The 22,280-nt window shown below is 61.9% G+C and carries 11 protein-coding genes; 3 read left to right on the top strand and 8 right to left on the bottom strand.

The genetic code is table 11. The annotated features are described in order from the left end of the window. Window positions 1-50: 50 nt before the first annotated feature. The 4 genes from LZC95_46440 to LZC95_46455 form a co-directional block, all read right to left on the bottom strand. A complete protein-coding gene (locus LZC95_46440) occupies window positions 51-1,523 on the bottom strand; it encodes a hypothetical protein (protein ID WXA93882.1) in 1,473 nt (490 codons plus the stop codon). A 1-nt stretch (window position 1,524) separates the two neighbouring features. Then, window positions 1,525-1,758, bottom strand: coding sequence for an MbtH family NRPS accessory protein (locus tag LZC95_46445; protein WXA93883.1), 234 nt, complete (start codon window positions 1,756-1,758; stop codon window positions 1,525-1,527). Window positions 1,759-1,869: 111 nt separating this feature from the next. Continuing rightward, entirely contained in the window at window positions 1,870-4,038 is a 2,169-nt protein-coding gene (locus LZC95_46450) for a TonB-dependent receptor (GenBank protein WXA93884.1), read from the bottom strand. A gap of 56 nt (window positions 4,039-4,094) precedes the next feature. Continuing rightward, window positions 4,095-4,583, bottom strand: a complete 489-nt coding sequence (locus LZC95_46455; GenBank protein WXA93885.1) for a transcriptional repressor — start codon at window positions 4,581-4,583, stop codon at window positions 4,095-4,097. Window positions 4,584-4,666: 83 nt separating this feature from the next. On the opposite strand from LZC95_46455, the gene LZC95_46460 reads away from it, so the two are divergent. Together LZC95_46460 and LZC95_46465 are read left to right on the top strand one after the other, a co-directional pair. Continuing rightward, a complete protein-coding gene (locus LZC95_46460) occupies window positions 4,667-5,395 on the top strand; it encodes a LamG domain-containing protein (GenBank protein ID WXA93886.1) in 729 nt (242 codons plus the stop codon). 144 nt (window positions 5,396-5,539) lie between these two features. Further along, on the top strand, window positions 5,540-6,370 hold the full coding sequence (locus LZC95_46465; protein WXA93887.1) for a class I SAM-dependent methyltransferase: 831 nt from the start codon (window positions 5,540-5,542) through the stop codon (window positions 6,368-6,370). A 640-nt stretch (window positions 6,371-7,010) separates the two neighbouring features. On the opposite strand, the gene LZC95_46470 is transcribed toward LZC95_46465, so the two are convergent. After that, a complete protein-coding gene (locus LZC95_46470) occupies window positions 7,011-8,000 on the bottom strand; it encodes a nucleoside hydrolase (GenBank protein ID WXA93888.1) in 990 nt (329 codons plus the stop codon). Window positions 8,001-8,112: 112 nt separating this feature from the next. On the opposite strand from LZC95_46470, the gene LZC95_46475 reads away from it, so the two are divergent. Continuing rightward, window positions 8,113-8,781 carry an NAD(P)H-binding protein gene (locus tag LZC95_46475; GenBank protein ID WXA93889.1) on the top strand — a complete coding sequence of 223 codons (669 nt, stop codon included), beginning with the start codon at window positions 8,113-8,115 and terminating at the stop codon, window positions 8,779-8,781. A gap of 951 nt (window positions 8,782-9,732) precedes the next feature. Here the strand turns inward: LZC95_46475 and LZC95_46480 are convergent. Genes LZC95_46480 through LZC95_46490 form a run of 3 tightly spaced genes read right to left on the bottom strand, consistent with a single transcriptional unit; the run spans window position 9,733 to window position 21,711 of the window. Then, window positions 9,733-10,314 carry a hypothetical protein gene (locus LZC95_46480; protein ID WXA93890.1) on the bottom strand — a complete coding sequence of 194 codons (582 nt, stop codon included), beginning with the start codon at window positions 10,312-10,314 and terminating at the stop codon, window positions 9,733-9,735. Between the two features lie 40 nt (window positions 10,315-10,354). Further along, the gene (locus tag LZC95_46485) at window positions 10,355-10,948 is read right to left on the bottom strand and encodes a hypothetical protein (GenBank protein WXA93891.1); all 594 of its coding nucleotides are present in this window, start codon (window positions 10,946-10,948) and stop codon (window positions 10,355-10,357) included. An 11-nt stretch (window positions 10,949-10,959) separates the two neighbouring features. Next, complete coding sequence (locus LZC95_46490; protein WXA93892.1) at window positions 10,960-21,711, bottom strand: Rhs family carbohydrate-binding protein; 10,752 nt, start codon at window positions 21,709-21,711, stop codon at window positions 10,960-10,962. Window positions 21,712-22,280 lie beyond the last annotated feature (569 nt).

Below are 22,280 nucleotides of genomic sequence, written 5' to 3' on the forward strand. Positions count from 1 at the left end.
TTTTTCCTCGCCGCAACGTGGCGATGGACGCGAAAGAAGTAGGCGCCGGCTCAGATCCGTATGGCGGCGCCGCGCGGATCCAAGTCCGCGACGAGAGATTGCACCCAGTCTTCGGGAATGATCGGCTGGTGGTAGACGCACTCGTCCGACTCGATGGACGAGCCGTGCAAGCGCCCCATCGGCACGAGCACCATCTCCCCCGGAGCTAGCCGCAGCTCCATGCCGAGGTTGCCCCAGAAGATCATGTTGCCCGTCTCGATGACCACGAGGCGGTGGTCGTCGTGCACGTGCGTGGTGGAGCACATCTCGCGCGGCTCCACGAAGGTCTCGCGGTCGATGTTCGGCCGCTCGGCGCGAATGCGGGCGTCGATGCGGTGGGCAATCTCCTTGTAGACGTCCATCGACGAGAGCCAGCGGAACTGCTCACCGAGGTTGCGGCGCACGGAGGTACCGAGGACTTCCGCCATGCCGAGACCTCGCTCGACCTCATCGAGACCGCGCGCGCCCCACCGGCGTTCGACGATGTCCAAGGTCTGCTCGAAGCGGTGCGCCAGGTCGTCAACGAGGGAGTGTGTCATTCCATCATCGTTCACGTCATTCGCGCCCTCCAGCCCAAGCTTGGCGCCTGCCATTCCCGTGAGGCATCCGAAGGCGACCCACTCCGCCTCGGCGGCGAAGGCCGCACCGTAGAGGCGAAGCGCGCGATCCGGCCGACGCGCGAGCGCGTGAAGGAAGTTGCACGAGGCGAGGCTCGTCGACAGGTAGAATTGCCAATACGAGTGCTGCTGGCGTTTGACACCGCAGCGGTTGGCGAGCCGGCGCACGTTCGCATCGGACGGCGCATGCGTGACCAAGCGCGGTGCGAGGCTCGGGCCGAGCGGCTCGAAGAAGCGCGAGGCGGTCGCACGGGCGAGGGCGGCGCGCTTCGAGGCCGCGAGCGCCCACGTCTGAATCAGCGCGAAACGCGTGCCTTCTTCGACGTACCCCGTTTCGGCGAAGCGCCCGAACACCGAACCCCAGAATGCGGCCTCGGTGCGGACCAGCACGCGCAGGCGATTCAGAAGCTCGTCCTTGCGTGCCACGCCCGTGCTGGAAGGGGCCTCGCGCTCGAGGAAATCGAAGGAGAACGCCTCCAAGAAGGGCAAAATCTGCGCGCCGAGCATCCGGTGCTCTTCGTCGTAGAAGCGCGCGACGCGATCGAAGCTCTCGGCCGAGCCATCGCGGGGCAGCCCGGCGATGCCCAATTCGTGGATGGAAAGCAGGATGCGCTGCGAGGCGAGAAACGGAAGCTGCGTCACCGTGTCGGGCGTGACGGGCCGCGAAAACTTGATGAACGAGAGATCCTCGGGCCGAGCAGCGCGGCGGTGAAACTCGTCGTCGAGCTCCAGCTCTTCGACCATCGCGCTGCGCAGCGCCTCGTGCGCGGCGAATTGACGGATGCCCTCGGTGGCGCCGCGCGCATGGCCATCCCAGTCGTCGAACGCGAACGTCCTCTTCGGACTCTGCGGATCGGCGGAGCCCACGTCAGGACATCCTGCTCTGACGTTCGGCTTCCTCTTGGGCCAGCGCTTTGCGAAGGCTCAGAGGGCGCATGTCCGTCCAAGTCACATCGATGTACGCGAGGCATTCGGCCTTTTTTCCCTGCTTCCCGACGGCCTTCCAGCCCGCGGGAATCGGCTTGTAGCTCGGCCAAATCGAGTATTGCTCTTCGTCGTTCATCACGACGTCGAACGTCGTGTCGTCGTCACCCCAGCTCATGGCAGACCTCCACACTTATCTGGCTGTGGAAATGTCTTTTAGACCCTCTTGATAATGATTCTCAACTTCTTTTCGGTTGGGTTGACCGTCTGTAAGGTGCAGACCATGTGGTCAGCGCACGTCAGCTGCGATTTTGACGAAGAATTGGCGTCCCGGACGCTGCGCCCCGAAGATGTCGAACACACGCGCATCGGTCAGGTTGTCGACTTCGAAGGTGCTCGCGACACGGGTGTCCCCTGCAAAGACAGCCCATGTGACTCCGGCGGCGTGCGTGACCTGCGCGTCCACGACGTCTTTGAATCCGGTGGCGCCCTGGCTTTCCCACGCGCGAAAGAAGGAGTGCACGTAGCGACCGACGTAGTACGGCTCGACGGAATCGTTGGGGCCGGGAAGCCCGCGAAAACGGAAGCGCGCGCCCCAACTGCCGAAGAAATACGGCCGGGCGACCACGCGATCCCCGTTCTCCGGAGCGAACGGGCCTTCGGTGGCCGTGTTGCGAAAGTCGTTGTACGTGACGGATCCGTCGAGGGTGACGAACCTGCCGGGAGCCGTCCACGCACCGCCGGCTTCGACGCCGATCGCGCGCGCCGCGAAGATGTTTTGGTACGTGGTTTGAATCGTCGCCGGGAACACGTTGATCAGGTTGTCGGTGTCGCGAAAGAAGCCGTTCACGTCCAAGGTGATGTCGCCGATGCGCTTGCGGCGTACCTCGATGTGCGGGCCAACGTTGATGTTGTGGCTCTCCTCCGGCTCGAGCTGCGGGTTTGCCTTGATGAGCGCGCCGTCGCCGAAGGTCTCGTCGGGGCTGGGTAGGCGCGTGGCCCGCTCGTACGAGGCCTTGGCGTAGAGCCAATCGTTCACGCGGTAGCGGATCGCGTTGCCGATGCCGAAGCGGTGTTCGTTGACGTCGAAGCTCCGGCCGAATTCGTCGTTGGACGACGCGCGATAGACGTAGTCCTTTACGAAGAAGATGTTCTGAAGGCGGCCTTCGAGCAGGTTCATTTCGTACTCGACGCCGCTGTTCAGGGTGAAGAGCCGGCCTGCGCCGCCGACGTCTTGGAGCGGAGTGTCCGCGCGCTCGTCGCCGGTGCGCACCGTATAGGAGGGCGTCGCGGCGAAGCGCAGCACATGGTCTTTGGCCAAGGTCCACGTCACCAGCGCGCGGGCGAAGACGGCGTCCTGCCAGAAGACCTGATCGCGCGGCTTGCCCTCCACCTCGCCGGGTCTCAGCCGTGGTCCGACACGGCGGCCGTACCAGTCGTAAGTGAAGGCTCCCACGTCGGTGAAATGCATGAACCGCCGCGAGTAGTTCGCCAGGGTCTCGAGCTCGAGGTTCTTCGCGAGGGGCTGCTCGTAGCGCACCGTGCCGCCATACACGCGCTCCTTGCGCGTGACGTCGCCGTAAGGCAGGGTCATGATCAGGTTGCTCTGGATGTCCTTGTCGAAGCCCGTCGCGAAGACGCGCGCAGTGAGGCGGCGTGCCCACGGGCGATCGACGACGCCCGCCTCGACGGCGCCGCCCAGCGCCCAATAGCCGTCGTGAAAGCGTGGAACGGTGACCGGCTCCAGGTGTGCCGCTGCGTTGGTCGCGTTGACGTCGACGTCGTAGTTGTTCTTCGCGCGGTCGAGAAAGGCGGTGGCGCTGAAGACGAACCCCGAGTCGATATCGCGCGTGCGACCATCGACCGAGAGCCGGTAGATGCCGTTCGAACCGGTTTGGTAGCTCGCCGAGAGGCGCGGCGCGTAGTTCGAATCGAGGCTCACCAGGTTCACGGCGCCACCCAAGGCATCGGCCCCGAAGCGAAGAGGAACGACGCCGCGGTACACTTCGACGCGCTCGATCAGGTTCACGGGAACGTTGGCAATCCCGAAGGGAAACCCCGCCGAGGCGAGCGGAACGCCATCGAGAAAGAAGCGAATCTGCTCGTCCGAGAGGCCATTCAACGAAAAGCGCGTGCTGCTTCCCAAGCCTCCATCGCGGGCCACCGAGATGCCCTGCGTGCGCGCGAGCACCTCCCCCATGTCCACGGTCTGCTCCTTGGCGCGACGCAGATCGACCACGGTGACCGACTCGGCCGAGCGCACGAGGCGTTGGGCGGGGCTGCCCTTTCCGCGCACGGTGACTTCCGCGGGCTCTTTCTTGTCCTTCGCGCTCGCGTCGTTTGGCGCCTTCGGCGTTTTCGATTCGTCGGACGAAGACGCGGTTTGGGCCGCAGCATGGGATGCGTCGAGTGCGACGAGCAGGTGCAGGACGAGCGCAAGGCGCCGTTTGGTTCTCATTCGCGTTCAAGCACGCGTTCGAGCACACTCCGGACGAGGATGCACCCTCGTTGTTTTCAGCGCTTCTTTTTGCGGCACTTCGGACAACAGCCGAGAAGCTCGTGAACGTGACCGGTCAGCTCGTAGCCGTACCTCTCGGCGATCACGCGTTGAAGCGTCTCGAGCACCTCGTCATGGAACTCGACGACCCCTCCGCATTGCGTGCACACCAAATGGTCATGGTGCGGCCGCTCGAAGGCGGCCTCGTAGCGCTGTTCGTCACCGGCGGACACGAGCGCCGGCTGCACGATGCCGGCTTCCACCAGCAACGGCATCGCCCGATAGACGGTGGCCACGGCGGCATCGCGCAGACCGCGCGCCTGCAGCACACGCGCGAGCTCCTGCACGTGAAAGTGCCCGTCGTATTCCAGGGCGGCCCGCACGATCGCCTCGCGCACGGACGTCATGCGAAGCTCCCGCGCATAGAGAACCTCCCGAAAGCGTTCCAGCGCGCGAGCGATACGCTCCTCCGAATTGAGGCAGCTCGCTTTCCCGACGTGAGCCACGACCTGTGGATCTAGCTTGCCCCACACGTAGGTCAAGCCACCCGAAGCGGACGCCGCGAGGAACCGTGTTAAAGTCAGGGCGTATGCGTCGCTTCGCGGGTTTCAGTCTGGCAAGCGCGATGCTGGCGACGGCATGCTCGCTCTCCCAGTTTTCCGCCGAGTTCGGTCGTGACGCCGGCGCCGATGCGGGGATCGACGGCGCAAACGGCGCGGATGGTGCGATCGGCTGCAGCGCGTCCATTTTCTGCGACGACTTCGACGGCGCGCAACCTTATGTAAAGTGGGACGATGCGCCACCCCCGCCCGGGTCGGCCATCTCGATCGACCCCACGAAGTCCGTCTCGTCGCCGAACTCCGTGCGCCTTCAGTGCGGCAACGACCGCATCTGCCATTTGCAGAAGACGCTGCCCAAGATCGACCGCATGCGGGTCGATTTCGACGTGCTCCTGGTGACCGCCCCACCGGTGCCGCGCACCATCTGGTCCCACAGCTTCGACCAAAGCGACGAGTCCATCGAGATCAAACACGTACAAAGCGGGATGGAGTTTTCCATCTGCGCGCGATCGTCATGCTGGGCCCAACGCGACCTCGGCGATGCCAAGGACGTCTTCCACCACGTCCGCGTCGACGTCATCTTCGGCGACGCCGGCCACATTGACGTCTTCGTCGACGGCACCCCACGCATCACCAACGCCCAACCCGTTCCTCGCTCCAACTTCGAGCGCGGCGTTTTCTACCTGGGCAACGCGTTGCCCGATCCGGGCACCTCGAGCGACGTTCGGATCGATAATTTCACAATCTCACCTTTTTAGTCGTTCTCACTGACGGATTCCGGCGACGGGTGCCAATTCCATGCAAAGGCGCTTCGAGAAAGGTGCGCCTGCTCGAGCCTGACCGCACGCCCGCGGGTGAAATGACCGAGGCGGAACGGCGGCCTTTTGTCCGGAGCCGATATCATGAACCGTTCTTTTCCGAATTGGCATCCCATGCATTTCGTTCCGCCAAAGTCGAATGCGGTGATCGACATTGGGTGCAACGTAGGCGAATCGCTCGTCGCCGCTCGAGCTCTTGGCGTCAAGCGCCTATACGGCATCGACATCAATAGGTATGCCGTGGATGCAGCACGCCAGCGGTTCGCGGGCGACGAAGATTGCGCACTCGCGCACGGGTCGGCGGACGAATTACCCTTCGACGCGAACGCCGCGGACGTGGCCATCTGCACGGAGGTGCTGGAGCACCTCCCCAGCGAGTTGCGCCCCTCGGCCTTGCGCGAGATCCATCGTGTGCTGCGCGACGACGGCACCCTCATTTTCACCGTTCCCGCGGCCGGCATGTTTGCTCCACTGGATCCCGCGAACCTGCGCTTCCGATTCAAAAGCCTCTACGGCTTCGTCTCGTCGCGCCTCGGTGGTCCTGGACGCGACCGGGGATACGAAGGCCAAAAGCACGGCATCGTTTGGCACCATCATTTCACCCTGGATGAGCTGCATGCCCTCTTCGAGCCGTACTTCGAAATCACCACGGTGCGATGGCGCGCCAGCCTGCTCGCGCCGATCTGCGACATCCTGACCTTTCCATTCGCCCGGCTCAATCGCTACGACCACCCCGTCTACCGCGCCCTCGTGAGGGTTACCAACTGGGACCACTCGAAGGACTTCGGCGAGGCCTACGCCTACAACGTTCTCCTCGTCGCCAAGAAGCGGCCGACTCTCTCTCGTCCCCAGCCGTGCGGCGACTCGGACGCCCACGAACCGACACGGACGGCGTCGGATCGGCGTGTAGCCTAGCAAGCGCGATGCTGGCAACGGCGTGCTCCCTCTCCCCGCTTTCCGCCGAGTTCGGCTGTGACGGTGCACGGCTCGTTGAAAACCAGTCCCGGTAATATCGCTGTTGAGTATCGAAGGGACCCGAGCTTTCCGCATCCGGACTGCATGAGTAGCGTCCCGCGTCGTTTATTAGGTTTGCTTTGTTTTGTCTCCGCTGCCGACGCACAAACCAACATCGCGTCGCGCGCGTCGTTTATCGACGGCTACGATCGGAGTCGCGGGGCTACCCGCGGGCTGGCTATTTGGCAGGTCGATCACCCGCCACCCGACGCCGAGGGGGCGACGAGCATCGCTGCGATGAATATCATGCGAGAGTACGCCTGGCGCCCGTCAACACAATTGAAATACCGCCACGAAATACGATATCTTTCTTCCAATATCGCGCAACGCATATCGAACGCATCGTTGAATCAGCCCTCCAATTCGTCACTGCAAGGGACTCTGGCCTCGTGCTCACTCGGATATGCGAAGGAACAATCGAAATCTTCGCAGAAGGTCATGGCATCGTCCAGTCGTCATTGCGCTGCGCAAGGAGCGAATGAATCCGGGATATGCGCCGAGTTTCGCATGAAGTTCGTCACGTGGACTATCGATGCAAGTTCTACGGGGCGTCGACAAGCATGTCTTCGATGGACGCGGTCACCCGACCCGACGGATCCGAGAACCGCAGGTAGTGCTGATTCGCACTCGATGCAAGAACACACTGGTTCGAGCCATCGTCGGAAATTCGATTGAAACCGCATCGCACCGCGGTGAAGTGTCGGCTGCCCCGCACCGCGTAGAGCACGGGCAGCACGTCCCAGACGTCGTTGTCGATGCCGGCGCCGAAGCCAATCTCGAAGGCTGCACGCACCGGGCTGTCCGCGGGCGCCTGCGTCGATGCGCGCTTTCCGACCTTCACGGAGGACTCGCCGCCGCTGAAGACGATGGGCGTCGGCCAATCGCGCATCACGCGGCGCGTGCCCGGAGGGTCGAGTGCGAAGTTGAACTCGGGTGCATCGATGCGCGGATACTGCCCGCCCATCATCACCATCCGCGCGACCTTGGCACGAACCAGCGCCGCCCCCGATAACGCACTGTATTCGTCCGGCCCCGAGTCGAGCAGCGCGGATAAGTTCGTCGCCGCGCCCAGCGACAGAATCACCACGCTGCGGTCTTTTTCCGCCGCGAGCAATTTGCGATACAAGCGAACGGCATTCGGGGCCGCGGAGCCGCCCGCGAGATCGTGCGGGAAGCGCTCGACGAGGCGCCCGACATAGTCGTGCGCATACTGTTCGCAAATCGATGCATCCGTCGGCTGCAATGCGCCAATGGGAATATCGGGATGACCATAATAGGTATTCACCACGTCGACGGCGGCCGCCCCCGCATCGCCCCGCGTGTTCACAAGGACACCGAGCAGCCTCGCCTCGCCGCGGCTGTGCATCACGTTGGCCATGGCCAGCGCCGCCACGTCATCGACCGCGGCGCAAATGTCCGTGTCGATGAGGATCGGGGGTGGTGCGTCGCATTCTTCGACGGCTTCGAGCGACGGACTCGCGGAGATCGTCGCAGCGAGCACGAGCACGGCGGCGGACTTTCGCATCGTCATGGGAAAGAATTGGCCGACGCGCCCCAGTCTGTCGAGGACCGTGGCCCTTTTTTGAATGGAGAACGAAAACGATGTCCGGCAAGATGCGACTCCAACGTCGAGCGACCAAGAGATGAAACTCACAATCTTCGCGGCAACGGGTGGTGTTGGTGGTCAGCTCCTCACGCAGGCGCTCGACGCAGGCCACGAAGTGACCGCTGTCGTCCGAAACCCGAGCAAGATCTCTCGAAAAGAAGTGCGCGTCGTCACCGCCGATCTGGCAGCTCCGGATCGCGGCGCGCTCGAGTCCGCCGTCGATGGTGCGGACGCGGTGCTCTCCGGCCTCGGTCCACGATCATCATCCGAGGCCGGTATCGCATGGCGCGGCACCCAAGCCATCGTGAACGCCATGCAAGCAACGTCCGCGCGGCGCCTCGTCGTCATCAGCGCCGCCCCGGTCGGGACCGTGCCTTCCCCCGCCCGCCCCAATCCGCCAAAGTTCGATCCCGGCGATGGCGCCTTTCTGCGCCACGTCGTCTATCCGATTCTAAAGACCCTACTGCGCAAGTACTATGTGGACCTCGCGCAGATGGAAGACATCGTTCGCGAAAGCTCCCTCGATTGGACGGTGGTCCGGCCACCGCAGCTGACCGACAAGCCTCTCACCGGCAGCTACCGCGTGGCATTCGAGCAAAATCTGCCCCGAGGCCTCCACATCTCCCGCGCCGACGTCGCCCACTTCATGCTCCGCGCACTCGAGCGAGCCGACACGAGCCGCCGCGTCGTCGCAATCGCGGATTAGGCTGCAGCCCAGTAACCAGCTGTGGTCGGCGACGGTGGGCGACAACGTCGCGCGCTCGAAAAGCTCCTTGGGTTTGGTCGCCGTGACGCGCGAAAACGCGCGACGACGATACGCACGGGGGTCGCGCGACGGAAACCAAGCCGACAACTCTCCTCGAAACCGATTCGCTCGGCGTTGCCTTCGAGGGTACGTCCAGAATTTCGACTCGTTCTTCGGGAATGTGGAGCGAGCGCCGATCGCGTCGACCTTTCGGCCTGCGATGTCGCATCGACACCGTCCTTCTTCGGAGCATGCAGCACCTTTTTCAAAGGAAGCAGCGGGGAACCCCTGAGGCGCCGAACAACTCTTTCCTCGAAGGCATTCGAGAATGCCGGTTTCACCGGCAGGTTCTTCGGAGGAACCTCTCCTTCGCAATATACAGCTTCAAACCAAGGTTCTCTCTCCCTGAGAGCAAGTAAATCCTTGATTGCTGTCGAGAACACTGTGACCCCGATGCTGCCGAGATTCACCAGGTCACGTTCGCACACGAGCGAAAGCCCTGGCACGGCGCTTCCCGTAGCGCGCATCCTTCGATGCGCATTGCACGCATGCACGATTCGATCACGCCCACCGTCGCCTGACAGCGACTATCCGTCCGGCTGCCGAGCGCACCGATGCACCGATCTCGCGACATCGTGGTTACGCCACACGAGAGCGAACGGCCGCTGCCCCCTAAGTAGGCTTCGCTCCACTGACAGAACGTATAGACGTCGTCGTCCGACAGCGACGAAACCTTCGCACCCTCAGGAAGCCCCGACGTCTCCGGAACAGGATCGGAGCCTCCACACGCGAACGTGGTCACAATCACGAAGCCTAGGAGGCTACGCGCGACGTCCCGGCGCAACGGCCGTCGCATCGGTACCGTTCTTCTTCGGAGCATACAGCACCTCTTAATGGAAGCAGCGGATACCCTCATCGCTTCGAACCACCTAACAATTCATCCATGGTGGGGATCCGAAACGGTGGTGGCTTGGGGAGATCCGGAGCTTCTTCGCCTTCGTAGCAGACAGCTTCGAACCATAGTTTCGGCTCAAATTGCAGGAGCAAATCTTTTATCTCGTCGGAAACAACGGTAACTCCATTGTTTCTAATCTTGCAGATATTGGGCTCTCTTACTTTGTAAGATGGGTCCAAAATGTAAGGTCGCTTAAAGCTTGGACGACCTTGTTGATCGTAACGTATCGATTCTTGCGACAATCGGACTTCGTCCAGGCCGAGCAGCTGGAGCATGGGCGGTCGAGGTTCCATCGCGGGTTGAGGCCCTCTTACGTGGGCAACACGCCTAGCCTGCTTGGATTCGGGCAGTACTTTTTCGAGCTCGAGCGCTACTTCTTCACCAACGAGGATATCGCCGCCGACGAGCACTACTCTGGGACCATCTCTGAGGAGCGTAACGCTCAACGGCCCTTTTTGCGTAGGGGTATTGTCGGGACCGTAGTGCCAGGCACTCCCATCATCTTCAGCCCACTGTCCGTCATCGATTCTGAAGAGCATCTTCGATCTCCACGCTATTTGGTGGAAGCAGCGGATACCCTCATCGCTTCGAGCCACCGAACAATTCCTCCCTCGTGGGTATTCGAGAAACTGGCTTCACAGGCAGGTCTTTCGGAGGATCTTCCCCTTCGTAACATACGGCTTCAAACCAAAGTTTCGGCTCTCTGAGAGCAAGCAAATCCTTGATTGCTGCTGAAAAAATTGTGACACGATTATTCTTTATTTTACATATATTAGGCTCTTTTACTCGATACGCCGCATCGAGAACAAATGGCCGTTTCAATCGTATCGTCCCTTCTTCGTTAGGAACGATGGACATCGGTGACAACGGGATCTCTTCGATGCCAAGCAATTGAAGCATCGATGGTCGCACCGCCATCTCCGGTTGTGGTCCTCGAACATGAGCTACCCGGCGGGCTTGCTTGGACTCCGGCACCAACCTCTCGATTTCCAGCGCGAGCTCCTCATCAACGAGGACCTCACCGCCAACGTCAACGACTCGATAGCCGTCCTCCAGCAGACAGACGCTTAGCGGGCCGTTTTGAACACGTTGATAGCGGCCCTTTCCGTCAGGTTCGTAGCTCCATGCGCTACCGTCATCCGTGGCTATCGCTGCGTTGAGCATAAAGAACATCGTTTGCCTACTTACTTTACTGGTTCCCAAAAAGTATGGCCGTACTTGTCGTCTATGTGGTTGGCGAAATTTTCGATTTGCTGTCGCGAAGGTGTCTGCCCGCGGGCGTCGAAGCCATTCTGGAACTCGGCCCACTCCTGAGTAATGTCGTTGTGCACATTGAACCCGGCATTTCGGCTGCTTGAGACTCCCTGGATGTTTTCCGGCGCATCGAAGTCGAACCCTTTGAAATCCGGATGCTCTCGATAATCCTGCGGAATCCGATGGTGGGCATCCCATTCGGATGGTAGCTCCTGTTTACCTTTTTGGCTCAAGGACTGGTTGTATCGGCCTCGATAGTCGCCCTTGGCGATTTCTTGCTGCGGGCTCTTGGCCGCAGGAGGCGCTTGGGTCCGTGAAGGCTCCTCCGGTTTGGCTTGCTCGGCCTTCTTGATGGCGCCTTGAACGGCCTTGACGCCTTGGGCCATGTTGTACACGCCCCCCGCCGCCACCGTACTCCCGACGGCAGCCAGCGGCACCCCTACCGGGGCGCAAGCTCCGTCGGTCACCACGGTGCATGCAGCGCCGGTCAAGCCAGCACTACCGCCCTGTACGCTGGTGTAGAGGCCGCCCGAAATGAGACCCAGGCCGCGACCAAACTCGAAATCCGCATCCGGATGCGGCTGAGAGGCGGCCGCGGCGAACGGCACCACGCCCTGTACAACCCCAATCCCAACGCCGAGCAAACCTTTGCCCGTACGGACGTACCACGGGTCACCGGGAGCGTGACCGGTCGGGTCAACCAGCCCGACCGGGTTGTTGAACGTGTACGTATAGAGTCCGAGATTCAGCGGCGAATACACACCACCGTTGGGGCCACCGCCGGTGAGGTACTTCCGAAGAATCGGGTCCGGCGAATTCCATTGGCTGATCCGCGGGTCGTAGTAGCGGGCCCCGAAGTAGTAGAGACCCGTTGCAGCATCGAGCTCCTTGCCCGTGAAGAGGTACTTCGGTCCGACCTTCACGGTCGGATTGCTTTCGTCGACCCAGAGCTCGCCCGTAGGGAAGTACTCTTGGTGCGCGACGATCTCCTGCTCGGAGCTGGTGACGTAGTTGGTGCTTCCAAGACGATCATCGTGCAGATAGACCGTCGTCGATGGATGCACCCATTCGGGGCCCTCGCCGGTCTTGCTTGCGATGCGGGACGGCCCGGCGAAGATATGCTTCGTGGGTACCTTCCCATCACGCAACGTGAGGTTCGGGCCGAAGTAGGCGGTCTCCTCTTCGAGCCATTGCAGATTCACGGCGCGCTCGCCGGCACCGTCGTAGAGGGCGCGAGCAAGCTGCATGTTGTTGCGTTCGACGACGTGTTTGACGCGATCTTCCTCATCCCACTCGAGCGTTCGTCTCACGTCGGGATCGCCGTACGCCGTTTCCGCTTGGTTGCCGTCGAGGTCGTACTCGATGAGCCGTGTTTTCGTGTCGTGCCCTTCGCCGGGCCCGGCGAGCGTGTCAACGATCCGCGTCGGCGCATGCGGGCGCGTCCCGCCGTACGTGTAATCGGCGGTGTAGGTCACATCGGTGAGCGGGTAGTCTTTCTGCCACTCGCCCCGGAAGAACGTCTCGTGTTCGACCCGCTGGGCCTTTTGGACAATGTTGCCGATGCCATCGTAGTTGAACGCGAGCCCGTACGTCGTCCGCCAGGGATCGTCCTCCTGGTGCACGCCGTTGGCCGTCTTGAGTTGGTAAAGGTCGTCGTATGTGAAGTTCTGCGCGACAGTGCCCACCGCGACCGTCATCGCTCGATCGGGATCGAACGGTGCATCGTTGCGCATTTGCGTAACGTTGCCGACGGGATCGTAGCTGTAGCGAAGGCGCTGCATCGGCCGCGGCGGAAGCTCGTGGAAGACGAGGTACGGATCGCGGTAATCGGCGTTGACCTCGGTCAAGCGACGCGTGAGCGGGTCGTAGCCGTACTTCGTGGTGATACCGTTGCCCGAGACGAGGCGCGTGCGCTGCTCGAATTCGTCGTAGCCGATGAAGTTCAAATACGGCGTGGTGATGGTCCCCCCGCTCGGGCCACTCGACGGCATGGTGCCGACGGCGCTTGTCACGTTTCCACCGCGGTCGTAGCCGTAGGTGACGGTCTCGATTTCTTCACCGGGGAACTGCATCGAGAGCACACGGCCGAAGGAATCGTAGGCCCACGACATCGTGCGGTCGTACGTCTCGGTCGGCGGGATGGACTGCAGCGGATTGAGGACCCAGCGCTGCTCGATGACGTTTCCGAGCCGGTCGTAGCGGTAGGTCTTGGCGCCTGCTTCGCTGGTTTCGACCGTAACGCGTCCGGCGAGATTGCCTGCCTGGTCTCCCGACTGCGAAGCGTCGCCGTAGGCGTACGTCACCGCCGGCATGTACGGGTATTCAATCTTCTTCAAACGATTGAAGTCGTAGTGGTAGCGGATGCCCTCGTGAGTTCCGCGAAGCTTGGCCGTCTGCTTGCTGCCGAGGTTGCCCGATAGATCGAAGCTCAAATCCGTTCGGCCTGAGTCCGGACTCGTGAGCGACACCATGCGGCCGACCGTGTCGTAATCGGCCGTGGTGACATTGCCCTTCGCATCGGTCACCCGCACCAGCTCTTCGACGGGGTTGTAGGCGTAGCGCGTGACCAGCGGTGTCGGTGCACCGCCCGCAAGCCGGTTGGACTCTTCCACGGCGAGCACGAGTCCTCGCACATCGCGATAGGTCGTCATGGCCGAGCCGGGGAGCCCACCGGCAGCGTTGACATTCGGATCGCGCACCGTGGTCGTGAGGCGCGTGACACCGTCGAGCGTTCCAAAGCCGTAGGTCGTCGTGCTCAGCGCGCCATCCGGTGTTTGCGTCGAACGCGTGCGCCCGAGCACGTCGTAGGTGAACAACGTAGGGTTCTTCATTGGAGCGAGCACGAAATTGGCTGCGTCGCTCGTATCGAAAATGGGTTGTCCTTGCTGCACCACCCGGCCGCGCGCATCGAATTGGAGCGCCCCGCTGACAATCATGCCGACCGCGGTACCGGCGCCAGTGTCCTTTTCGATGTCCTTCTTGGTCTGAATGACACGATCGAGGCCGTCAATGAACGTCGCCGTAACGAGCGGATCGCCCGGATGGAGTACGTCCTTGTGCGCGGTGATGGCGTATGCCGGCAATGCACTTGCGTTGCCTTGGTAGCTATAGCCAAAGGAGATCGTCGGCTCGTTCGAGCCGATGTCGTTCGGCCCATAAACCGCGGAGAGACGACCAAAATCGTCAAAAACGAAGTGGTTCGACTGCTTGTTGACGTCGTTGGTCCACTCGACCGTGCCGAAGTAGTAGTTCGGCACCGACGATGAGATGTAACCGAACGAATCCAAGATGCTCGTGCGGTACGTCCGCGCGACGTCGTCGTAGGCGTAGGTGAGCTTGTAGCCGCGCGGATCCGTCGTCTCTTGCAGGTTTCCGTAAGGATCGTAGCGGAACTGCCACGTTGGATTGGTTGCTGGATCCCCGGTGTAGGGGCTTCCCGTCGCGGGATCCTTTCCACCGATGACCACGTTGGTCAGCGTTTTGAGCGCACCCGTCGCGTAGTAACTCGCTTGCCGATTGCGCAAGATGCTGCCGCTGTGGTCTTTCGCCGTCACTGCGCTCGAACGGAAAATGCCTTGCGCGGCCAGCGCCGGATCGTAATCGACGTGATAAAGGACATCGTCCTCCGGCCCATCTTCGGCAAAGACCTTCAGGTCCGTGACGTTGCCGTTATCGTCCCACACGCGCTCTTCGGAGGCTGCTTTACGAGGCTGGGAAAGATCGCTCGTGGTGCCTTCGTACCAATAAGAGATGCGTGAAAGTTCCTTCGGGAAGAAGGAGCCTTCGCGCGGCGGTGCGCTGACATTCGCGGGGTCGTCGTAGACGAACTGGTTCGAGGTGTAGAGCGCCCCCGAGCTGTCACGCGTGGACGCTCGGACCACGAATCCTTTGCGGTAGAAATCGCGATTGAGATATTCGATTTCATCGACGCTGCCGTCTTCCAGGGTGGTGCTCACGTTGGCGAAGCCGAAGTCATCGCGCTCGATCCGGTCATAGATGCCGCTCGGCTCGTAGTGGATCGTCCGCGCGTAGTGGTTACCCCGCCCGTCGTCGACGTCGACCTTGGTCAGCACATACTTGTTCGTGGGCTCGTCGATCTTCGGCAACCCGTTCGGCCGATTGAGGAGCACGAGGTTGCCTTCTCGCTCGTACTCCAGCGCGATGTTGCTGCCGAGGGGGCGATGCACGGCCGAAAGCAGGTTCACCGCACCGATGAGATTCCTTTTGACCAGAACATTGTTTCCGTTCTTGTAGACCATGTCCACGCGGCCATCGCCGTCGATGTCCGTCATGGCCGTGTGAGCGGAGCTCGAGCCGTCCGCGTAGTAGCCTTCCACCCCGATGCAGATGAAGAAGCAGACTTCGACCTTGAAGTTGTACGAGTAGGTTTTCGCGCGACGCATTTCGAGCGCGTCGTCGAGCCCCCCGAGGAAGTTGTAATCCCCGTCCATGGGGATGCCCCAATCGGGCACCTTCCAAAGGACCTCGTTCGGGTCGAATTTGTCTCCGAGATTCTGATGAACGCGCAGCACGCCGGTTTCGCCCGGCTTGCGCATGATTTGGTCGGGCAAACCGTCGCCCGTCACGTCCACCAAGTCGACCAAAGTTCGGGTGACGTTGTACGTCCAGCCGGCCCCGCCTCCGATGCCAGCGCTCCCTCCACCGCCACCAACACCGATGCCTGTGCTCTTCGAACCACTGTCTTGCAGACGAACCGAATCAACACCGATGTCGATGCTGAACTTGTCGACCAAGAAGTCGACCGCGGACTTGGTGATGCTATGGCCGGCCCCCTCGAAACCTCCGCCACTGGGGCCGACATCGCGTTGCTGCCATTGTCCCGTCGTCCACGGGATCTCATTGCCGAGGCGATAGCCGTAATTGAGGCGGACTCGGAATTGGTTCGAGTCCGAGGCATCTGGATTTCGCGTGACCGCGTCAGGTAAACCGTCCGAGTTGACGTCCACCCAATCAACGAGGCCACTCGTGTAGCCGTAGTCGACTCCTTTGCTGAAGCCGGCCATGAACCGCTTCTTCGACTTTCCGTCGCTGGATGTGGAATTAACCAGCTGCACATCGAGTCCCGCATGAGCGCTGATGGCGGCGTGCCGGCTCTGATGGAGAGAATCGAGGCTGGGAAGCTGCGGAACGGGGACGGTGGCGAAGAACGTCCTGCCATTACTGAGCTGGACCAGACCACCGTGGGACACGGCGTCCGCATAGTGGTCGCCGTTGAAATCGAAGAAGTCGTGATCGCTCGATGTGGCTCCTTCGTTGAAGGCGATGCCACCGAAGCCAAAGTCGGCTTCCAGGCGAAGGTCCCAGGTCGTTGCCGCTCTTAAGGAACCCACACCACCAATGCCATTGACGGCCCCAACGGAACCGGCCCGCGTGGGGTTCTGCACGCCTGCTGCGATGTACGCGCTACCAGGACCATCCCACGCGAAGGTGGGCACCCCGGAGCTCGTATCGATGCGATTCGGGATGGGCAGATCAAAACTTGGGGGCACCTGCCGCAACTCCCCTTTGTTGTTGTAGGGGAACGTGATCTTGAACTCGTCGAAGGGAAGATCGCCGTTGTAGAACCCCGTGTACCATCGATGGTACCCACCGCCCATCGGATGCGCGGGAAGGCCCGTAATAGGATCGGGCAACTCTTGCGTGCCGTCGTACCAGCGGGTGTTGACCGGCATCGCGGATCCATTGGCGGTGACGTTGCCGAACACGCCGTTGGCGAGGCTTGGATCGCCATAGATGTTGATGAAGAGAGGGTCACCGGCGTGGGCGCCGGGCACGGTGACGTGAAGGATACTGGTAGTATCCGTAATCAACGTACTGGAGTAGAGCTGATTAACTCCTTGAACCAAGACCGCGGCGAACCCCGGGGCGGGCAGCTTCAGAGTTCCTTCGATGACCACATCCCCTGTCGTGGGGACCACGTAGGCTTCCAGCGGCTTGTTGGGCAACGTTTGGCCGTATGGAAAAAAGACCTGTGCCGGCTGTGAGATGAGCTCGATCGGGATCGTCGCGTTCGGATCTGGGTCGTTCTGCATTTTGCAAACGACTTGAGGCGAACCAGGATCAGGGGTCGTACACGAGACCGGTCCACACACACGATGATCCTGCGCGTCGACCTTGCAGTACGTCCGGTGGGTAACATACGGAGCCCAGTGAATACGCTGCGGATCAAATGATACGGCGCTTGCCGCGGGACCATTCGGATTGATTGGGCTCACGCGAAATGCGATGCGGTCTCCTTCCTTGAGATCAGCATCGTCGAGGATGATGGGGACGGGGGCCGGCGCAGCTTCTGCACCGAAGTCCTGGCCAAAAATCTCCTTATCGTGACCGAACGTGTCGATCAGGAGAATGCTCGCGTGCACCCCGATCGGGGTGGATTCCTTGGCGAACATCGCGCCGAGCTGTGCATGGGTGTCGAAAGGTGCCGTCCAGGTCACCTTGGTTTGCCCCGCTACTCGATGATCGGCAGCATACTCGTAACGGTAAATGTACGAGCCATCCGGTTGTTTCAGTTCCCGTACGCCGGCCGCCACGTCATAGGTGATCGTCGGATTCCATGCCGTGTCGTTGAGTTGCGATTCTTGCGCAAGCTGCGTATCGGGCCCACTTGGATCGTGGAAGGGGTTCAATTCGGTGTAGATGCGGTCACCGGCCGCTACCGGGATCGAAATGCCGCCGCCGCACGCATTGCTGCCGGATGGCACGCAGGCGTTGAGATCGTTCGCCGCAATGAACCGCGACCACACCTGGTTTCCGTTATGGAAGACGGTCGCTACGAGTCCGTTGCCGCCGGCGTGAAGCTTTTGGATTGCACCCGTGAAGAGGACCGTCCCATCGAAGGGTGCAAGCCACTGCACCAGGGGCGCGACGCGATGAAAGCCCGTAGTAGCCGCTTGCTTTTGCAAGGACGCATCGATGGAGCCGCGACTCGAGACGGGTCGCACAGGCTCGGATAGGGACGTAGGGGCACCAAAATGCCCGGCTCCGTCACCGGGGAAATATTTGACGACGCCTTCGTCGATCCGCACCACATCGATGAAGCCATCACCGTTTGCATCGGCGAGGATCGTGCCGTCCTCCGACGATGTTCGCGTATAGGAGGCGCTGCCGCCGACCGCTTCGAAAAGCTTGATGCTGCCCTTGGCGCTCCAGCCCAGGTTGCTCGTACGCCCAAGGCTTTCGAGCCCCAAGAGGGGTTGATCGTAAAGGTGCGAGTTACTCGGTTGCGAAGTGGATAATCCGGGTCGCAGAAAATTGAAGCTTCCGCCTGACCCATCGGAGAGCAGATCGGGCATGCCATCGCCGTTCCAATCGAGGAGCATCCGATGGGTGGCTTGGGCGCCACCGTGAGCGCCTCCGCCCACCGTAGCCTTGAAGATCCCCGTAAAGCCGATGCCCACGTTACCACTGAGGCCCGCGTTCCAGTCGTTCACGTGCGAAAGTGGATCGCCGGTCGATGTCGTGCCCCACGACTTCGGCGTGTCGAAAGCGTCGATCTGCCCGCCCGTGGTGTGCATCGCCGTGTAGTCGAAAACGTGCTCGTCGAGCTGCGTCCTGGAGTCGAGCCCTCGAACCTCGATCGAATGAAGGAGACTCTTGAAAAAGTGTTCCTGCGACGACGCCTCGTATGCCAGCTGGTAGCGGCGGATAATCTTTGACTGGTAGAGCACATCGACGTGGTCCAGGCGATGGCGCGTCCGCTCCAGGAAGCCGCCCCGGCCCGACGACATAATGTCCGGCCGTGAGCCGGCTGCATCGCGTACGAACAGAACCCGGTAAGGAGCAACAAGCCCGCCGCCGTCGTTGGCGGTGTAGTCGATGCGCTCGGGATAGAGCTGCGCGAAACGGTCTCCTGCCGGATTGCCGTTGGCATCACGCGTAACGTCGATGTCTTTGGCGTACGTGACGCGCATCACGTTGCCGAAGGTGTCTTTCACTTCGCGAAGGCCCCATCGGAACACGTGGCACGCCTGATTGGGATCGGCGAGTACGGCGGAAGCGTCGCTTCCGTACGTGAACACGGTGCCTGCCCTATCGGTCACCTTCCAGCCCGTGACACACGGAGCCTCCACCAGGCGTTCGATGCGCTCGAAACGGCCTTCAACGCGCCGCCGATAAAGTGTCTCGGAACCAAGAACGGGCGTTAGCTCGTCTCCATCAATGGCATATGTGTCCTTTAGGCCCTGGACTTCCCCATACGAGGCCGCACCGAAGCGGGTGTCGATTTCAATGCTCGATACGGAGAGGTCCCAACCCGCACCGAGCCATCCATTCGTTTTCGCGCTGTTGTATGTAAACGCAAGATGCGGCTCGATTCCGCCCCGGCCGGGCGGTACCTCGACCGGATAGGAAAGCGTCGCAGAGCCGGATGAATTGCCTTGCGGCGGGGCAATCAACTCGATGGCCGCCGAAGGACTGCCGACCGAGATTCCCTTCATTTCATTCGGATTAAAGGAGGCCGGGCCAGGCGCGTCGGGCATTGCCAACGTGGCGTTGACGAAGTCCGTGAAGTGCTCGGTCAGCCCCGAAAGTTCACCGTTCTCCGCGCCACCCACGCGCCCGATGCGCTGCCATTTGCCGAGCGGCTCATCGTAGTAGAACGAAAAAATGTGCCTTTCATGCATCGCTTCGCCGAGCGAGGCGCGGTCGTATGGAAGCGTGATCGTGACCGGCTTCTTGAACTTCAACCCGTGCGGCCCGAACCGAAACGCGCGACCATCGGGCGAGACGTTCGCCATCCCGCGCGACATGGCAGGAACCTGCGCCGGCACAAGCGGTCGCACCGTGATGCGGACGTCCTTATCGACAGCCCCGGCGGGGATATCGAGCTTTGCCCCGCCGAAGGCGATCGTCCTCGCTTCTCCGGCGCGCACGACTTCACCGAACGGCGCCCCATCGTCTTCGACAAGGCTGGCATCGCTCTTCTTTGCCGGATCGAGGCACGGACCAACACGCACGGACCGTTGGAGCACCCTGCCGCTCGCCATGGTGGCTTGCAGCGACACATCCCACGAGCGACCCACGAAGAAGTCGGGCTCTGGAACCGCAGCCGAAAAGCTCGCATCGTCCCCAAGGGACTCGGCCTTTTGCCCGTTGACCGCAAACGCAGCCAAGCGGTCACCGGCGTTGGCCGTGACGAACCCGCGCACGTAAGCCTTGTGACCGACGCACTCACCGTGAAGCGGATAGCTCACCGCGATTCGCGCCCCGTCACCTTGGCGGGGTACGGCGCTCACGGTAACGGCGACGGCGGACACGACGCGGTGGTCATCCTCGACGGGAAGGACACCCCGCGCCTTCGTGCCCTCAAGCATGACGGACAGCGAATTGGTCACCGGGAGCCGCCCGGCATCCACTCGGTGCCACCCCGCCTCCAGGCCCTTCAAGTCGATACGCACCGGCGCGCTTTTCGCCCCTATCCCCGCGGCGCGAACGAGCAGATGCCTGTCCGTCTGCTTCCCGAGCTCGAAGACGAGATCGTGCACGTGAGAGGGCGATTCGAGCGCTATACGACGCTCCTTCCCTTCCGAGGCACCGGGAGGATTCTCCACGACGCGACCAAGGGGCACGCCGACGATACGGAGGTGGCGCACACCGTAATCGAGCGCGTTCAACCCCGGAAGTGGCAAGAAACGAATCTCGTTGTCCCCCTGGTGGAGCGCAGACGGGGCGATCTCCTCGACTTGAAGCCCCCCATCGCCCATGACACTCGAAGCGTTCGTGGCCGCGACGCGGTTGCCTCCCTGGATGGATGCACCGTTGATCTGGCGCACCGCTTCGGTCCAGTGACCGAGACCCGCGAGCTCGTAGACGAGAAACGCCCGCGTCAGCGAGCGCGGGTCGGCGTCGAGCATCGCGTGGAACACGGCGGGCTGGTTCGCGGCGCTCGTGCCCAGCGTCACACGCGCGACACGGCCCTCGTTTGGCGTCGCGCGAACTGCCATGGCTCCGAGTGCTACCCCCGAGAGGATCTGGTCTGCGAGCTCGGCGTCCGCGACACCGCGCCTCGGCGACGCGAAGCCCCAAAGCCCGATCTCGCCCGGACCGCGTGACGTCTTCCCGGCCCACTCAATGACAAGCCGTTTCACCGGCGTCGATTCGGTGGTCGCGATCCGCGTCCAGGTACCCGCCGCGGCGCGTACCGGAACGTTGCTCAAGCCTGCTAGAGGACGGAGCTCGAAACCTTCGCCCTGAGCAAAGACGCTGATCGCCCCATCGGCGGGTCCGAGCAGGGAGAGCGCCGCCAGCTTCGTGGGCTCCTGGAGCTGCACCTCGACCCGCACGGGCGCGCCCGCCGCCGCTTCGATCGCCGTGTCCGAACGCCCATCGAACAGTGTCCACGGATCTCCGCTCAGCCCCTGCGACATTCGCACGACGTAAGTGGGAAGCAGCGGCACCGGGAGCACCTCGGTGGCGAGATGCGCCCCGCTTGGCGTCTCGGGAACCCCAACGTCACGCGCAGCAACTGACTTATGCACGTTCGGCGCCGGCGTAGGACCTTTCTCCCGTGGGTCTTCATCTTCGATGGGTGGAGACGCCGTTCGCTGCATGGCCGCCGCACGAGCCAATGCTTCGAACGGCCCGCCCAAGACGAGCAGCACACTCAGAATCCCAGATAGCGCGGGCGCAAAGACGCTCCGCTCCCATCGAGCTCGATTCATGACCTACTCTTCCCTCTCACAACTCTGTCGTCCGACAAGACGGAAGGACAAACGGGTTAGACCCTGTCACCCTATGATGCCGGTGCGACTGTGCCAGATCGTCAAAGAGGCGCAATGCATTTAGGTAAATGCCTTACTCAATTCACAAATATCGCGGACTTAGAAAGGTTGGAGTCCAAATAAGATCCCGTTGTCGCGACGTCGCGCCAAATGGCCGTCAACGGCCATACCAGCACCCACCGCTAGATCCGCGCTCTTCCCACACTTCGGAATCTCCGCGGCGATGCGGGCCGTCAGGAAGGTCCTTCGGGCCGATCCGAGTCCCGCCCGCCATTCGATCCCAGCTTTCGAAACCTCCACCTGCATACGACGACCAACCCTCCTTTCCTGCGGAGAGTCCGACCTCGTTGCTTTCGACCGAAATCACCCAGGCAGTCACACATGCCACTTGCATTGTGGCTCCGTGCGCGTGGGTAGAACGAGGACACAGTGGAGTTGAGGCGACCGTCCCGTCACGGGCAAGCCACGCAGACAGGATTTCCGCGGAGCGCCGAACCTGGCTTCTCCAT

The sequence above is a fragment of the Sorangiineae bacterium MSr12523 genome, assembly GCA_037157775.1.
Taxonomy (GTDB): domain Bacteria; phylum Myxococcota_A; class Polyangia; order Polyangiales; family Polyangiaceae; genus Pendulispora; species Pendulispora brunnea.

Excerpts from the sequence above, each read along its gene's own strand:
- LZC95_46480 (WXA93890.1), bottom strand. The coding sequence starts at position 10,314 with ATGCTCTTCAGAATCGATGACGGACAGTGGGCTGAAGATGATGGGAGT.
- LZC95_46485 (WXA93891.1), bottom strand. The coding sequence starts at position 10,948 with ATGTTCTTTATGCTCAACGCAGCGATAGCCACGGATGACGGTAGCGCA.
- LZC95_46465 (WXA93887.1), top strand. The coding sequence starts at position 5,540 with ATGAACCGTTCTTTTCCGAATTGGCATCCCATGCATTTCGTTCCGCCA.
- LZC95_46450 (WXA93884.1), bottom strand. The coding sequence starts at position 4,038 with ATGAGAACCAAACGGCGCCTTGCGCTCGTCCTGCACCTGCTCGTCGCA.
- LZC95_46460 (WXA93886.1), top strand. The coding sequence starts at position 4,667 with ATGCGTCGCTTCGCGGGTTTCAGTCTGGCAAGCGCGATGCTGGCGACG.
- LZC95_46475 (WXA93889.1), top strand. The coding sequence starts at position 8,113 with ATGAAACTCACAATCTTCGCGGCAACGGGTGGTGTTGGTGGTCAGCTC.
- LZC95_46470 (WXA93888.1), bottom strand. The coding sequence starts at position 8,000 with ATGACGATGCGAAAGTCCGCCGCCGTGCTCGTGCTCGCTGCGACGATC.
- LZC95_46445 (WXA93883.1), bottom strand. The coding sequence starts at position 1,758 with ATGAGCTGGGGTGACGACGACACGACGTTCGACGTCGTGATGAACGAC.
- LZC95_46490 (WXA93892.1), bottom strand. The coding sequence starts at position 21,711 with ATGAATCGAGCTCGATGGGAGCGGAGCGTCTTTGCGCCCGCGCTATCT.